This is a genomic window from Pseudomonas fluorescens (assembly GCF_005938625.1).
GTDB lineage: Bacteria > Pseudomonadota > Gammaproteobacteria > Pseudomonadales > Pseudomonadaceae > Aquipseudomonas > Aquipseudomonas fluorescens_BD.
Genome location: NZ_VCNJ01000011.1, coordinates 50,322 through 66,644, shown reverse-complemented (window position 1 = coordinate 66,644; position 16,323 = coordinate 50,322). Strand labels below are relative to the sequence as shown.

The 16,323-nt window shown below is 58.1% G+C and carries 12 protein-coding genes; 5 read left to right on the top strand and 7 right to left on the bottom strand.

Going from position 1 to position 16,323, the window contains the following annotated elements:
• Positions 1-171 precede the first annotated feature (171 nt).
• From rdgC to sugE, 3 genes are all read left to right on the top strand, one after another.
• Positions 172-1,092, top strand: coding sequence for a recombination-associated protein RdgC (gene rdgC, locus FGA82_RS08985; protein WP_141126815.1), 921 nt, complete (start codon positions 172-174; stop codon positions 1,090-1,092).
• A gap of 147 nt (positions 1,093-1,239) precedes the next feature.
• Positions 1,240-2,205, top strand: a complete 966-nt coding sequence (locus tag FGA82_RS08980; protein WP_141126814.1) for a bile acid:sodium symporter family protein — start codon at positions 1,240-1,242, stop codon at positions 2,203-2,205.
• Positions 2,206-2,324: 119 nt separating this feature from the next.
• Complete coding sequence (sugE, locus tag FGA82_RS08975) at positions 2,325-2,639, top strand: quaternary ammonium compound efflux SMR transporter SugE (RefSeq protein ID WP_003223093.1); 315 nt, start codon at positions 2,325-2,327, stop codon at positions 2,637-2,639.
• A gap of 122 nt (positions 2,640-2,761) precedes the next feature.
• On the opposite strand, the gene FGA82_RS08970 is transcribed toward sugE, so the two are convergent.
• The 5 genes from FGA82_RS08970 to FGA82_RS08950 all read right to left on the bottom strand — a co-directional run bounded on the left by FGA82_RS08970 (position 2,762) and on the right by FGA82_RS08950 (position 9,528).
• Positions 2,762-4,636 (bottom strand): MFS transporter, encoded by a 1,875-nt coding sequence (locus FGA82_RS08970; RefSeq protein WP_141126813.1) that lies wholly within the window; start codon positions 4,634-4,636, stop codon positions 2,762-2,764.
• Positions 4,637-4,735: 99 nt separating this feature from the next.
• Complete coding sequence (locus FGA82_RS08965) at positions 4,736-5,887, bottom strand: TDT family transporter (protein ID WP_141126812.1); 1,152 nt, start codon at positions 5,885-5,887, stop codon at positions 4,736-4,738.
• Between the two features lie 104 nt (positions 5,888-5,991).
• Positions 5,992-6,303 carry a cupin domain-containing protein gene (locus FGA82_RS08960; RefSeq protein WP_141126811.1) on the bottom strand — a complete coding sequence of 104 codons (312 nt, stop codon included), beginning with the start codon at positions 6,301-6,303 and terminating at the stop codon, positions 5,992-5,994.
• 9 nt (positions 6,304-6,312) lie between these two features.
• On the bottom strand, positions 6,313-8,247 hold the full coding sequence (locus tag FGA82_RS32425; protein WP_249384231.1) for a membrane-associated oxidoreductase: 1,935 nt from the start codon (positions 8,245-8,247) through the stop codon (positions 6,313-6,315).
• Positions 8,248-8,346: 99 nt separating this feature from the next.
• Positions 8,347-9,528, bottom strand: coding sequence for an MFS transporter (locus FGA82_RS08950; RefSeq protein ID WP_141126810.1), 1,182 nt, complete (start codon positions 9,526-9,528; stop codon positions 8,347-8,349).
• A gap of 91 nt (positions 9,529-9,619) precedes the next feature.
• Here FGA82_RS08950 and FGA82_RS08945 point away from each other — a divergent pair, with 91 nt between their 5' ends.
• Complete coding sequence (locus tag FGA82_RS08945; protein ID WP_141126809.1) at positions 9,620-10,162, top strand: TetR/AcrR family transcriptional regulator; 543 nt, start codon at positions 9,620-9,622, stop codon at positions 10,160-10,162.
• 259 nt (positions 10,163-10,421) lie between these two features.
• Entirely contained in the window at positions 10,422-13,892 is a 3,471-nt protein-coding gene (locus FGA82_RS08940; RefSeq protein ID WP_141126808.1) for a hybrid sensor histidine kinase/response regulator, read from the top strand.
• A gap of 87 nt (positions 13,893-13,979) precedes the next feature.
• On the opposite strand, the gene rmuC is transcribed toward FGA82_RS08940, so the two are convergent.
• Together rmuC and FGA82_RS08930 are read right to left on the bottom strand one after the other, a co-directional pair.
• Complete coding sequence (gene rmuC, locus FGA82_RS08935) at positions 13,980-15,344, bottom strand: DNA recombination protein RmuC (protein ID WP_171057259.1); 1,365 nt, start codon at positions 15,342-15,344, stop codon at positions 13,980-13,982.
• A 175-nt stretch (positions 15,345-15,519) separates the two neighbouring features.
• Entirely contained in the window at positions 15,520-15,843 is a 324-nt protein-coding gene (locus tag FGA82_RS08930; RefSeq protein ID WP_141126806.1) for a sel1 repeat family protein, read from the bottom strand.
• Positions 15,844-16,323 lie beyond the last annotated feature (480 nt).

Below are 16,323 nucleotides of genomic sequence, written 5' to 3'. Positions count from 1 at the left end.
AGCTAATCACCCTTCGCTTCGGTGTGGCGCGCATTCTACGGAGCGACCCAACCTCTGGCAAGCACTTTTTTAAATAATTTTCTCAGGCCTTCCAAAGGCTTAGAGAAGGGTTGGCCTATGCCACGGCGAAGACAATAATGCCCCCCTTTGTATAAAGGAGAGACTCACCCCATGTGGTTCAAAAACCTGCTTATCTATCGCCTGACCCAAGACCTGCCTGTCGATGCCGAGGCGCTGGAAACTGCACTGGCCACCAAACTGGCGCGTCCATGTGCAAGCCAGGAGTTGACCACCTACGGTTTCGTCGCGCCGTTCGGCAAAGGCGAAGATGCTCCATTGGTGCACATCAGCGGTGACTTCCTGCTGATTTCCGCGCGTAAAGAAGAACGCATTCTGCCGGGCAGCGTCGTGCGCGACGCGGTCAAGGAAAAGGTCGAAGAGATCGAAGCCGAGCAGATGCGCAAGGTCTATAAGAAGGAACGCGATCAGATCAAGGATGAAATCATCCAGGCCTTCCTGCCGCGCGCGTTTATCCGTCGCTCGTCGACCTTCGCCGCCATCGCGCCGAAACAGGGCCTGATCCTGGTCAACTCGGCCAGCCCGAAACGCGCCGAAGACCTGCTGTCGACCCTGCGTGAAGTGATCGGCACCCTGCCAGTCCGTCCGCTGACCGTGAAAATGGCGCCGACAGCAGTCATGACCGAATGGGTCACCACGCAAAAAGCCGCCGATGACTTCTATGTACTCGACGAGTGCGAGCTGCGCGACACCCACGAAGATGGCGGTATCGTGCGTTGCAAACGTCAGGACCTGACCAGCGAAGAAATCCAGCTGCACCTGAGCACCGGCAAAGTCGTTACTCAACTGTCGCTGGCCTGGCAGGACAAACTGTCGTTCATGCTCGATGACAAGATGACCGTCAAACGTCTGAAGTTCGAAGATCTGTTGCAGGATCAGGCTGAACAGGACGGCGGCGATGAGGCACTGGGTCAACTGGATGCCAGCTTCACCCTGATGATGCTGACGTTTGGCGACTTCCTGCCGGCGCTGGTTGAAGCATTGGGTGGGGAAGAGACTCCGCAGGGGATCTAACGCCTGGAGAGTTTCAAAACTGTGGGAGCGAGCCTGCTCGCGAAGGCGCAGTGACAGTTAACATTAATGTGTCTGGCACACTGCTTTCGCGAGCAGGCTCGCTCCCACAATGTTTTGTGTTGTTCTTTCAATAATAAGGATCAAGCCATGCGCGCACTGGCTGCACTCAGCCGCTTTGTCGGCAACACCTTCGCTTACTGGGTTCTGATTTTCGCGGTGATTGCGTTCCTGCAACCGGCGTGGTTCCTCGGTCTCAAAGGCGCGATCGTGCCGCTGCTCGGGCTGGTGATGTTCGGCATGGGCCTGACCCTCAAACTCGACGACTTCGCTGCCGTTGCCCGCCACCCGTGGCGTGTAGCGTTGGGCGTAGTCGCGCATTTCGTGATCATGCCCGGTGTGGCGTGGTTGCTCTGCCAAGTGTTCCACCTGCCGCCGGAAATCGCCGTCGGAGTGATTCTGGTCGGCTGCTGCCCGAGCGGCACTTCTTCCAACGTCATGACCTGGCTGGCCCGTGGTGATCTGGCGTTGTCGGTGGCCATTGCTGCCGTCACCACCCTCCTCGCCCCGCTGCTGACGCCAGCGCTGATCTGGCTGCTGGCTTCAGCGTGGCTGCCGGTGTCGTTCATGGAGCTGTTCTGGTCGATCCTGCAAGTGGTGTTGCTGCCGATCATTCTCGGCGTAGTTGCCCAGCGTTTGCTCGGTGACAAGGTTCGTCACGCCGTCGATGTATTGCCGCTGGTGTCGGTGGTCAGCATCGTGATTATCGTCACCGCCGTGGTGGCCGCCAGCCAGGCAAAAATCGCCGAATCCGGTCTGCTGATCATGGCCGTGGTCATGCTGCACAACAGCTTCGGTTATTTGCTGGGCTACTTCACCGGGCGCCTGTTCAAGTTGCCGCTGGCCCAGCGCAAGTCGTTGGCACTGGAAGTGGGCATGCAGAATTCGGGGTTGGGCGCGGCATTGGCCAGTGCGCATTTTTCGCCATTGGCGGCGGTGCCGAGTGCGCTGTTCAGCGTCTGGCACAATATTTCCGGCGCACTGCTGTCGACGTATTTCCGGCGCATGAGCGAGAAGGAAGATCGCGAGGCACTGTCGCAGCAAGCGGCCGACTGACCTCGAAACTTGATCCCCGGGTTAATGCTGGTCAAAATAGCGCGCAACGCGGGGACGACCCTGCGGCTCGATCGAGTCATTACTCTGGGGACGACCCCATCAATCGATGGAGGTCTCTCATGTCCTGGATCATTCTGTTTTTCGCCGGCCTGTTCGAAGTCGGCTGGGCCGTCGGCCTGAAATACACCGACGGCTTCACCCGCCCGCTCCCTACAGTGTTGACCGTTGCGGCCATGGCCATCAGCCTTGGCCTGCTGGGTCTGGCGATGAAAGAATTGCCGTTGGGCACGGCTTATGCGATCTGGACTGGAGTCGGCGCCGTGGGCACGGTGATTGCCGGGATCATTCTGTTTGGCGAGTCGATGGCGTTGATTCGGCTGGCCAGTGTGGCGCTGATCATCACGGGTTTGATTGGCCTCAAGGTCAGCGCTTAAGCCACTGGCCCCATCGCTGGCAAGCCAGCTCCCACAGGTTCGGTGGTGTACATAAATTATATGTTCACTGTAGATCTCTGTGGGAGCTGGCTTGCCAGCGATGAGGCCTGCTCAATCAGCGGTTATCTAACTGCCCCGCGCAACTCCCCGACCAAACCTTGCAACTTCGCTGGCTCAGCCGCTTCAACGTCGACCGGCGCTCCCGCCACCAACGTCACCCGCGACCACAACCGGTGAAACAAGCCTTTGTTCGGATCGCGACTGAAGAAACTCCCCCACAACCCCTGCAACGCCAACGGAATCACCGGCACCGGCGTCTCTTCCAGAATCCGCGTCAGCCCGCCCCGGAATTCGTTCATCTCGCCATCGGCGGTCAACTTGCCTTCCGGGAAGATGCACACCAACTCACCATCCTTCAGATATTGAGCAATGCGCGTGAAGGCCTTTTCGTAGATCTGGATGTCTTCGTTACGCCCGGCAATCGGAATCGTCCCCGCCGTGCGGAAGATAAAGTTCAGCACCGGCAGGTTGTAGATCTTGTAGTACATGACAAAGCGAATCGGCCGACGCACCGCGCCGCCAATCAGCAAGGCATCGACAAACGACACGTGGTTGCACACCAGCAATGCCGCACCTTCATCCGGAATCGCCTCAAGGTTGCGGTGCTCGACGCGGTACATGGAATGGCTGAGCAGCCAGATCATGAAGCGCATGCTGAACTCGGGGACGATCTTGAAGATGTAGGCGTTGACGCCGATGTTCAGCAGCGACACCACAAGGAACAACTGCGGAATCGATAGCTTGACCACGCTCAGCAGCACGATCGAGACGATGGCCGAGACCACCATAAACAATGCGTTGAGAATGTTATTGGCGGCAATCACCCGTGCCCGCTCGTTCTCGGCGGTGCGCGACTGGATCAAGGCATACAGCGGCACGATGTAGAAACCGCCAAAAATCCCGAGGCCCAGGATGTCGATCAACACTGCCCAGGTGTGCACAAAGCCCAGCACTTCAATCCAGCTGTGGCCGGTGACGCTGTCGGGGATTCCACCGGAATGCCACCACAGCAGCAGACCGAACACGGTCAGACCGAATGAGCCGAACGGCACCAGGCCAATCTCGACTTTGCGCCCGGACAGTTTCTCGCAGAGCATCGAGCCGAGCGCGATACCGACCGAGAACACCGTCAGAATCAGCGTGACGACGGTTTCGTCACCGTGCATCCACTCTTTGGCATAGGCCGGAATCTGCGTCAGGTAAATTGCCCCGACAAACCAGAACCATGAGTTGCCGACAATCGAACGCGATACCGCCGGAGTCTGGCCCAAACCGAGTTTCAGGGTGGCCCAGGATTGGCTGAAGATATTCCAGTTCAGGCGCATTTCCGGGGAGGATGCCGCTGCGCGCGGAATGCTGCGGCTGGCCAGATAACCCAGCACGGCAATGCCGACAATGGCGGTCGAGACCAGCGGCGCGTAGTGGGTCGATGACATGATGACCCCGGCGCCAATCGTCCCGGCGAGAATCGCCAGAAACGTGCCCATTTCCACCAGGCCGTTTCCGCCAACCAGTTCATCCTCGCGCAATGCCTGCGGCAGGATTGAATATTTCACCGGCCCGAACAGCGCCGAGTGCGTACCCATGGCGAACAGCGCCACCAGCATCAGCGACAGGTGATCGAAGAGGAAACCGATCGATCCCACGGCCATGATCGCGATTTCCGCGAGTTTGATCAGACGAATCAGTGCGTCTTTGGCGAACTTTTCACCAAACTGCCCGGCCAGTGCCGAGAATAGAAAAAACGGTAGGATAAACAGCAACGCGCACAGGTTGACCCAGATCGAGCGGTCACCCTCGATGGTCAGCCGATAGAGAATGGCGAGGATCAGCGACTGCTTGAACACGTTGTCATTGAAGGCGCCGAGCGACTGCGTGATGAAGAACGGCAAGAAGCGCCGGGTGCGCAGCAGGTTGAACTGTGAGGGGTGACTCATCTTCCGTGTTTCCCTGATGTTTAAGGTAGAGAGGCCTGGGTACTGCTTATTGGATTATCGAACCGCGATCCAGGCCACACCTTACCTAAACTTTTCAGGTTATTTCTTCAAACCTGCGATGCACGGCGAGACGAACAGCTCGCCACGCCAGGCGCCTTGCAAGGTGCGTTTACCGACGATCAGCCACATCACCGCCAGCAACATCACCAACAGCGTGCCGACAACGCTGAAAAACGTCAGGTTCAGGGTGCTAGCCAGTTTCAAAGTGGCCAGAGAATACACACCCAATGGGAAGGTGAATCCCCACCAGCCAAGGTTGAACGGGATGCCGTCACGCAAGTAACGCACGGTGATCAGTAGCGCCATCAGCATCCACCACAGACCAAAACCCCACAGGGTAATGCCGGCAATAAGCCCCAGACCCGAGGCGATTTCACCGATGCCCGGCAGACCGTTTGCCGCGAAAATCGCTGGCGCATCACCGCCTAACAGCAACATACCCAGCGCGCCGGTGCCGATCGGGCCGAGAGCCAGCCAGCTTGAGGCGGCCATGTTTTCGTGGGGCAGTTTGTGCAGGGCCATGCGCAGCAGCAGGATCGTCAGAATGCTGAACGCTACCGGTAGGGAAAAGGCCCAGAGCACGTAACTCGTCGTCAGTACCACCAGTTGCGAGTGGGCATCGGTGAGATGCGGTGCGAGCAAACCACCGCTGGCCGCCGCCACTTCTGCTGCCACGACTGGCAGCAGCCAAACCGCAGTCATCTGGTCGATGCTGTGTTCCTGGCGGGTAAACATCATGTACGGAATCAACACACCACAGGCCAGCGACATGGCCACATCGATCCACCACAATACTTCGGCGAGATGAATCACGCCGTCGCCCCAACGTGGCAGGCCGAACAGCAGAAAACCGTTGATAATCGTCGCCAGGCCCATGGGAATGGTGCCGAAGAACATCGATACCGTGGAGTGGCCGAAGATCCGCCGCGCTTCATCGAAGAACAAAATCCAGCGCGCGGCGTAGGCAGCGGTAAACAGGCTGAACAACAGGATGTTGAACAACCACAAACCTTCGGCGATGGCGTGCAGACCTGGAATGGCCAAGGGCAGTTGCGCCAGCGCCAACGCCAGCACACCCGTGCCCATGGTGGCGGCAAACCAGTTCGGGGTGAACTGGCGAATCACTTCGCGCGGATGCTGAAGCTGGCTGAATGGCTTGATGCCGGGTTTGGCGCTGTTGGGGCAAATCATCATGAACTCCTGTCCTCAGGTGAGGTTGAGTTCATGGTAGAACCGAATCGAATATCTATATAACGGGTAATATCTCTAACTGTTATCTGTTTTACCAATAAGCGTCAGACGCTGCCTTCGCTCTCGATCACCAGAATCCGTGCTGCGCCTTGCGGATGGGCAACGTGCTCGGTGCCGACGCTCGCGTAGAAGATGTCACCGACATCCAGCTGCACCTGCTTTTCCTCGCCCTGCTCGCGGTAATGCATCAGCACTTGGCCATCCAGCACCACAAACACTTCCTCGCCGTCGTTGACGTGCCATTTGTACGGCTGATCCGTCCAGTGCAGGCGCGTGGTGATGCCATTCATGTTGGCGATGTCCAGCGCGTCCCAGGCTCGCTCGGCGGTGAAGGTTTTGCTGCGAATAATCTTCATGAAAGCAACCTATTCCTTGCGGCGCGCCAAACCAGAAACCACTGCCACAAATAGCAGGCTGAAGCCCCAGCCAGCAAGAATCTCGCACCACATTACAAATCTGACAAACCGCTTGCCACTAGTAAAGAAGCTGAAAAACTCATAAACCGGATTAGCTTTTGGGGTTTCAATAAGTGGGGCCCAGTCGTTCTCCTGATGCAAATCGACCAAGGGCAGCAATAAATCGAGTGAAAAAGCGATCGGACTGAACCCTGTGTATTCCTCGCGCAAATCATTACACAGATACCAATTACCCTCCCCCTTATAGGCCTTTGGAAGCTCTATCGGCAATCGATCATCGCGCTTACTTAACCAAACCTGCTCTCGATCAGGCCGACAGGTTTCATATGCCTCGTTTTGAAATATCAGCGGATTGCTTGGGGCGAATATCCCGACATTGGCCGCCCCCCAATAGATGAATGTACAAAAGCCCCATACCAGAGTGAACCAGGGCAGCAAAACCATCGGACGATAGCCGAAACCGGTGAGATGGCCGTAGCAAATATGCAAGCACCTCGCCCACCAGGCATATAACCGTCGATACCAGCCGTACCAATTTCCCGGTGTTTGGCCAATCAATCCGAACCTGCGCAGGCAGTGTTCATATTCAATGGCGATTTCTTTGGCTTCTTCAGTGCGGCCCATCAACTCCAATACCTGCTGCAACTGACGCCACGGTTGAGGACGGAAGTCTTCCGCTTGCGATGAAACATTCCGTTTTTGCGACTCGTAGCTGGTTTTTTGACTTTTCAGCCAAACAATACGCTCGCTGACAGGCATCGGATTACTGACATCAATGGCCTCGTAGACGAAGCCGTTCAGAATCGGGTGCCCTCCCCAAGACTTCAAATCATCGTGAAGAGAAGAAACTCTTGCTCCCCACAGTGAAACCAGCTTCGGCTCGGACCTCACATCACTCAGACTTAAACGCCCTTTTACATTGATTTCATGGGCCTTTATCTCGTCAATCGAGGAATCATCAAACCCGAGATTTCCATCAATAGTGCAGCCTGCCAGAAACAATCCACCCCTGACCTCGCAACCACGACTGAAGAGAACATTGTTTCTGACATATCCACGCTCCATATTCAGCGCGCGGCCTTTGCGGTTGCCATCGAACCGTCCATTTATGCAACTGAGTTGACCAAAGATTCTGACGCCCGACATTCGGATCGTTCCGGTCGATGAAAAACCTTCGTGCAAAAATACCGAACCACCGATCACGGCCTTATCGAAATCCAGCGATTCGCCTTCGTCGACCGAAAAGGTACCCGAGTCACAGTCAAACGAGCTGCCTATTTTTGCCGACCGAAAAATCACACCGCCCTTGGCAGAAAACTTCTTGGTCAGTTGAACTACAGAATTGATTTCAGCGCCCGAAGCAACCAGTGCTTTTTGGTTTTGACCGTCAAACTGACTGCCACCACATTTCAAACTGGCGGAAATTCGAGCATTGAGTAAATTCACTGTTCCGCGAGTTTGCACCTTGATAAAAGCCAGATCGCCATTGATAGAAAGTCGTTGGCCAAATAATGACGTCAATGCGCATTCGCTGAACCCCACAGAATGCTTGAACTCTGTGCCCCTGAAACAAATAGGCTGCGTAAATCTACACTTAACAAGAGCAACCGGGATCGTGACACACAGCCCATCAAGATCGAATTTTCCTTCAATGAACGCCCCCCTCAAGCGCAGGGCCTCACCAAAACTTGCTCTTGCGGAGTAAGCCAGCAATAACAACCGTATAAATGAGGCGCGGATAACGTTTTTCGTCGTCCCCTCGTCAGGAAGCTCTTCACTTACGTTTGCGTAAAGGCCGTTCTGGGATCGCTCAAACAAATGCCGCTCTGCCGGCTTCAACTCTCCGTGAAGTTCTTCAAAGCGCTTCACCAGCTCCATACTCATCTCTCTTACAGTCCTTGTGCAGGCGCAGCGCCTATGGGGGAGGACATGCTAAAGAACCGGCCTTATGCCATCAATGATGATTTTTTGTTGGCCCCGCATTTACGCCTTGAGCAAATCGGATTGCTCCCGCAATGACAGCAACAAATATCCAACCGCCAGCACAATCAACACCGCACCGTAACCATCGGTGGTCGCCAGCAAACCGTAGCTACGCGACAAGTGCCCGGCGAGCAACGCCGGCAGGCAGAACGCCAGATAACTGAGCACGTAATAGGCCGCCATCAACCCCGCGCGCTCATGGGGCAAGGCCAGCGGCACCAAGCTGCGTACCGCACCGAGAAATCCCGAGCCAAAGCCACAACCGGCCACCAGCGTACCGAGGAAAAACAGCGACAGACTGGCGCTGTGCACCCCCAGCAGAATCAACACCAGGCCGATCGGCAACAGGCTCGCACCCAACTGCAACGCCCGAAACGCGGGACGATTGCGCAGCGTGAAAATCATCAATGCTCCGGTCACCGTCAGGGCAGCCACGGTTGCGCCCCCGATCAGGTTGGAGGTGGAACCGGTGGCGGTGCGCACCAGCGATGGCGCGAGGGAGGCGTAGAAACCACCGAGCGCCCAGGTTGCGGTGTTCAGCGGCAACACTCGCCACAACGTTGAACGTGCCTGCACCGGCACATGCAAAGTCGGCCGCAACGAGGCCCACGCTCCCGCTTGCGGGGTGACGCTTTCTGGCAAATGCCAGACATAAATGCCCTGCAATACAAACAGTGCGAACAGCAGCCAATAGGTCAGCTCCAACGGTGCCGGCGCAAATTCGGCCAACAAACCGCAGCCCATGCCGCCCAGGGCCATGCCGAGCAACGGCGCCACACTGTTGATCAACGGCCCTTGCTGACGATCAGTGTCGAGCAACGTCGCACTTAAAACGGCGGTGGCCATGCCGGTAGCAAAACCTTGGAGTACACGCGCACTGATCAGCCACGCCACGCTGTCGGCGTAGATAAACAGCAGCATCGCCAACGCGTTGAGCAGCACAGCGGTGAAGATCACCGGCTTGCGTCCCAAGTGGTCGGATAGCGAACCGACTGTTAATAGAGCCGCCAACAGGCTGAGCGCATAGACGCCAAAGATCAGCGTCAGCACCGCAGCCGAGAAATGCAGTTGATCCTGATACAGGTGATACAACGGCGTCGGTGCAGTGGAGGCGGCGAGAAAACTCAGTAGAGTTATCGCCAGAAACCACAGGCTGGAACGGTTAGAAGCAAGGCTGTTCATCTGCACACTCCGCAAAAGCTAACTTTTTGCTTTTGCGGAGTGTGCTACTGCCTCGCGCTTAAAGCAAATTCTTTGTGTTAAGGTCTGCGCCATGGCTATTAAAGAAGGTTTACGCCCCGGCGGCCGCAGCGCCCGGGTGCAAGATGCAATTCATTCGGCAGTTCGCGCACTTCTGCAGGAGCAGGAGCGTTCGACCGTGACCGTCCCGCAGATCGCCGCACGTGCGGGGGTTACGCCATCGACGATCTATCGGCGTTGGGGGGACTTGTCGGCGTTGTTGGCCGACGTCGCCCTCGCCCGCATGCGACCGGACAGCGAGCCGGCGCAAACCGGCAGCTTGCGCAGTGATATTCGCGCGTGGGCCGAGCAGTATCTCGATGAGATGAGCTCCGAGCCCGGCCGCAACATGATGCGCGACGTACAGGCCAGCGCTACGCCGGGCTATTGCGTGACGATCATTGGCGCGCAATTGCAGACGATTGTTGAGCGACATCCCGATGAGGCGGCGCCGAGTGTTGATCGGTTGATCAATCTGGTGGTGGCGCCGGTGGTGTTCCGGATCCTGTTTTCGGCGGCAGCGCTGGAGGTGGATGAGCTGCATCGGTTGATTGATATTGCGTTGAACCAGCACTGACGCCGATCCCCATGCAGGAGCTGCGGCACGCTGCGATCTTTTGATCTTGATGGCAAAGATCAAAAGATCGCAGCCTCGTTTCACTCGACAGCTCCTACAGGGTTTTGTGTTCGGTAACGTCACCGCAAAAACCACCCGGTTCTCGCCCTGCGACACCCCGCCACGCCACGACCTTGGTCGACACTGACTAACCGCCCGGCACATGCGAGACTGTCCGCCCGGGCAGGAGTACCGGGGAGTCTTTTGTCGGGAGTGTTGCATGTCGCTGTCCACCGGGCTGATCGCCGCCGTCGCCCTGGCCTATATGGCCATCATGTTCGCCATCGCCTTCTACGGCGACCGACGCAGCGCGCCGTTGCCGCCGCGTATGCGTGCCTGGGTGTACAGCCTGTCGCTGGCGGTTTACTGCACCAGCTGGACGTTCTTCGGCGCCGTTGGCCAGGCGGCGGAACAATTGTGGTCATTCCTGCCGATTTATCTTGGGCCTATCCTGCTGCTCGTGGGCGCGCCGTGGGTTCTGCAGAAAATGGTGATGATCAGCAAGCAGGAGAACATCACCTCCATCGCTGACTTTATCGCTGCACGCTACGGCAAATCGCAATCGCTGGCGGTGGTCGTGGCGCTGATCTGCCTGGTCGGCGTCCTCCCCTACATTGCCCTGCAACTCAAAGGTATCGTCCTCGGCGTGAACCTGTTGATCGGTGCCGGTGCCGACGCCATGGGCACCCGCGCCCAGGACACCGCGCTGATCGTGTCGCTGGTGCTGGCGCTGTTCACCATCGTTTTTGGTACGCGCAACCTCGATGCCACCGAGCACCACCGTGGCATGGTGCTGGCCATTGCTTTCGAATCGCTGGTAAAACTGTTCGCGTTTCTCGCCGTTGGCGCCTTCGTCACCTATGGCCTGTATGACGGTTTCGATGACCTGTTCAACCAGGCCATGCTCGCCCCGCGCCTCGAGGAATACTGGAAAGAAACCATCAACTGGCCGTCGATGGTGGTGCAAACCGGCGTGGCGATGATGGCGATCATCTGCCTGCCCCGGCAGTTCCATGTGACGGTGGTGGAGAACATCGATCCGCAGGATCTGCGTCTGGCCAAATGGGTGTTTCCTGCCTATCTCGCGCTGGCCGCGTTGTTTGTAGTCCCGATCGCGCTGGCCGGTCAGATGCTGCTGCCCAGCGACGTACTTCCCGACTCCTTCGTGATCAGCCTGCCACTGGCGCAGGCGCATCCGGCGCTGGCGATGCTGGCGTTTATCGGTGGCGCATCAGCGGCAACCGGAATGGTGATTGTCGCCAGCGTGGCGTTGTCGACCATGGTCTCCAACGACATGCTGTTGCCGTGGTTGCTGCGCCGCAATAACGCCGAGCGCCCGTTCGAAGTGTTCCGTCAGTGGATGCTCTCGGTTCGCCGCGTGAGCATCGTGGTGATTCTGTTGCTGGCGTACGTCAGCTATCGCTTGCTCGGCTCCACTGCCAGCCTGGCGACCATCGGCCAGATTGCCTTCGCTGCGGTGACCCAACTGGCGCCAGCGATGCTCGGCGCGCTGTACTGGAAACAGGCCAACCGTCGCGGTGTTTTCGCAGGTCTGGCCGCCGGTACTTTCTTGTGGTTCTACACGTTGATCCTGCCGATTGCCGCGCACAGCCTTGGCTGGTCGCTCAGCAGTTTTCCGGGGCTGGCGTGGTTGCACAGTAATCCGCTGAACCTGCCGATTACCCCACTGACCCAAGGTGTGGTGTTGTCGCTGGCCGGTAACTTCACCTTGTTTGCCTGGGTTTCGGTGCTGTCGCGTACGCGAGTATCCGAGCATTGGCAGGCCGGGCGTTTCATCGGTCAGGAAATCAGCGCGCGGCCGAGTGCACGCTCAATGCTGGCGGTGCAGATCGACGACTTGCTGCAACTGGCCGCGCGCTTTGTCGGTGAAGAACGTGCTCGCCAAAGCTTCATCCGCTTCGCCTATCGCCAAGGCAAAGGCTTCAACCCGAACCAGAATGCCGACGGCGAATGGATCGCCCACACCGAGCGCTTGCTGGCCGGTGTGCTTGGCGCTTCTTCGACGCGTGCTGTAGTAAAAGCCGCCATCGAAGGTCGGGAAATGCAACTGGAGGATGTAGTCCGAATCGCCGATGAAGCTTCGGAGGTCCTACAGTTCAACCGCGCCCTGCTGCAAGGTGCGATCGAGAATATTACCCAAGGCATCAGCGTCGTCGACCAGTCGCTGAAACTGGTGGCGTGGAACCGGCGTTATCTGGAACTGTTCAACTACCCGGACGGTTTGATCAGCGTCGGCCGACCGATCGCCGACATTATTCGCTACAACGCCGAGCGCGGTTTGTGCGGCCCCGGTGAAGCGGAAGTGCACGTTGCCCGCCGTTTGCACTGGATGCGTCAGGGCCGCGCGCACACGTCTGAGCGGCTGTTCCCCAACGGCCGAGTGATCGAGTTGATCGGCAACCCGATGCCGGGCGGCGGCTTCGTCATGAGTTTCACCGACATCACCGCGTTCCGCGAAGCCGAACAAGCGCTGACCGAAGCTAACGAAGGGCTGGAGCAAAGAGTCAGCGAACGCACCCAGGAACTGTCGCAACTCAACGTCGCACTGACCGAAGCCAAGGGCACTGCCGAGGCGGCCAACCAGTCGAAAACCCGTTTCCTCGCGGCAGTCAGCCATGACTTGATGCAGCCGCTGAACGCCGCTCGACTGTTCTCCGCCGCCCTCTCCCATCAGGACGACGGCTTGAGCAGCGAGGCGCAGAAACTGGTGCAGCACCTCGACAGCTCGCTGCGCTCGGCCGAGGACTTGATCAGCGATCTGTTGGATATCTCCCGACTGGAAAACGGCAAGATCAACCCCGACCGCAAGCCGTTCGCCGTCAATGAGCTGTTCGACATTCTCGGTGCCGAGTTCAAGGCACTGGCCCAGGAACAAGGTTTGACCTTCCGTGTGCGTGGCAGTCATTTGCGCATCGACAGCGACATCAAATTGCTGCGACGGATTCTGCAGAACTTTCTCACCAACGCATTCCGCTATGCCAAAGGCCCCGTGCTGCTGGGCGTGCGCCGACGCGGCGGCGAGCTGTGCCTGGAAGTATGGGATCGCGGGCCGGGGATCCCGGAAGATAAACAGCAGGTAATTTTCGAGGAGTTCAAACGCCTCGACAGTCATCAGACCCGCGCTGAAAAAGGCCTCGGGCTGGGTTTGGCGATTGCCGATGGTTTGTGCCGCGTTCTCGGGCATACCTTGCGTGTGCGTTCGTGGCCAGGACGCGGCAGTGTGTTCAGCGTCAGCGTGCCGCTGGCTCGCTCACAAGCGGTGCCGGCGAGCGCCGCCGTCGAATTGAACGGCAAGTTGCTGAGCGGCGCGCAGGTGCTGTGCATCGACAACGAAGACAGCATTCTGATCGGCATGAACAGCTTATTGAGCCGCTGGGGTTGTCAGGTGTGGACGGCGCGTAATCGTGAGGAATGCGCGGCGTTGTTGAACGACGGCGTGCGACCGCAAGTGGCGCTGGTCGACTATCACCTCGATCACGGGGATACCGGCACCGAGTTGATGGCGTGGTTGCGCACGCATCTGGGTGAGCCGGTGCCGGGGGTGGTGATCAGTGCTGACGGGCGACCGGAGATGGTGGCGCAGGTGCACGCGGCGGGGCTGGATTACCTGGCCAAACCGGTGAAACCGGCGGCGTTACGGGCGTTGTTGAGTCGGTATTTGCCGCTATAGAAGCAAAAGATCGCAGCCTCCGGCAGCTCCTACAGGATGTACGCCATACCCATGCAGGAGCTGCCGGAGGCTGCGATCTTTTGATCTTTATTCAGGGAGTTCGACGAGACCATCGACGTCGGTCATCGCCCGCTCCAGCAAGTCCGCCGGCAAGCTCTTGCTCGCCCGCGCACCGAGCAATTTGAGTTGTTCACTGCGACTGACCAGATTGCCGCGCCCTTCGGTCAGCTTGTTACGCGCTGAACTGTAGGCTTTATCCAGCTGTTGCAGGCGATTGCCAACCTCGTCCAGATCCTGAATAAACAGCACGAACTTGTCGTACAGCCACCCGGCGCGCTCGGCGATTTCCCGGGCGTTCTGACTCTGGCGCTCCTGCTTCCACAGACTGTCGATCACGCGCAGCGTCGCCAATAATGTGGTCGGGCTGACGATGACGATGTTGCGGTCGAAGGCTTCCTGAAACAGTGATGGCTCAGCCTGCAACGCCGCCGAAAACGCCGCTTCGATCGGCACGAACAGCAAAACGAAATCGAGGCTGTGCAGACCTTCCAAACGCTTGTAGTCCTTGCCGGCCAAGCCTTTGACGTGATTGCGCAACGACAGTACGTGCTGCTTGATCGCGATCTGTCCGAGGGTGTCGTCGTCGGCAGCCACGTATTGCTGATACGCGGTGAGACTCACCTTGGAATCCACCACCACTTGCTTGTCGCCCGGCAGATAGATGATCACGTCAGGCTGGAAGCGCTCGCCATCCGGGCCTTTTAAGTTGACCTGGGTCTGGTACTCGCGGCCCTTCTCCAGACCGGCGTGTTCGAGCACACGTTCGAGAATCAGCTCGCCCCAGTTGCCTTGGGTTTTCTGGCCTTTGAGGGCGCGGGTCAGGTTGGTGGCCTCGTCGCTCAGCCGCAGATTGAGCGCCTGCAAGCGCTCCAGCTCCTTGGCCAGCGAGAAACGCTCGCGGGCCTCGGCCTGATAACTCTCCTCCACACGTTTTTCGAAGGACTGAATGCGTTCCTTGAGCGGATCGAGCAACTGACCGAGCCGTTGCTGACTGGTCTCGGCAAAACGCTGCTCGCGCTCATCGAAGATCTTCCCGGCCAGCTCGGCAAACTGCGCACGCAGTTCATCTCGCGAGCCTTGCAAGTCGTTGAGGCGTTGCTGGTGGCTTTCCTGTTGCTCGCGCAGTTCGGCGTTCAGCGAAGCGGCCTGTGCGTCGAGGCGGCGCAGCTCAGCTTCCTTATTGGCGCGTTCGAGGTTCCAGGCGTGGGAGGCATCGCGGGCGTCGTCACGTTCGATCTGCAACAGTTCGACTTCCCGACGCAAAGCCGCCAGATCAGCCTGCTTGGCGGCATTGGCCTGGCCGAGATCGGCGATTTCATCGCGGCTGGCGTCGAGCTGCGCGTTGAGTCCGTCCTGGGCCAGTTGTGCCATGGCCAGCCGTTCTTCGAGCAAGGCGACCTCGGCTTGGCCATTGCTCGCCCGGCGTTGCAGTTGCCAGGCGAGTGCCAACAACGGCAGCCCTGCCCCTGCGAGACCGAGCAACACGCTGGTCAAGTCCATAGCCATAGCGACTCCTGCCGATTCGATAAAGCCTGAAGGTTAACCAAGGTGTCAGGTCTTGGACAGCTCAGTCTTCGAGCAGACCGAGTTCCCGCTGCGCGCGACGATCGCCGGCACGGGCGGCCTGGCGCAGCAGATCCTGACCGATGCGACGATCCCGTGCGTTACCGCACTCGCGGCACATCAGTTGGCCGAGTCGGCTTTGCGCAGCCACCACGCCATCACGCGCCGGTTGTTTGAGCAGGCGGCCAGCAAGGTGTTTGGCGTTATGACTGTCGCTCAGGCGCGGGCTGTCGAGCAGCCATTCGGCAACGCGAACGGAAAATCGCTTGGGCGAGGTAACAGGAAGAGTTTGTGAGGTAACAGAGTCTGATACTGAGCGAGACTTCATAAAGCACTGTGGGACGAATCGGAAGGCGCGCCACTCTACTCTCTTTTTCTTACAGGTAAAGTCGAAAAACAACCCGGCACGCCCGTCCTAGAGCAAGCGCTCGGGACAATCCACAGAAGCTGTGGATAACTCAGTGGACAACCGTCCTCCAACCCTCGCAAAGCCTTATGGAATGGGGCTCGCAGTCAAACTGACGATTTTTTCACCAACAAAAAAAAGCGATGTTTTTCATTGACTTAAACTTTCGATGCAGGCAGCCATTGGAGTCAGGATTGGTATGACAGCGCTGTTACAGCTTGCGCAACTAATGTGCACAAGTACCTGTTACCTGGTTATATCGATGCGCTTTTTCGGGTCGTTTTAGGGTCAGGCTTGGGGATAAGCCGGTCTATCGCGCGGCATGATGAAGATATCTTCACCGACCGACGGTCGAAAAATGCGCCAATTGCGGGCAATTGAGCAAACACGAAAAGCAGGCTC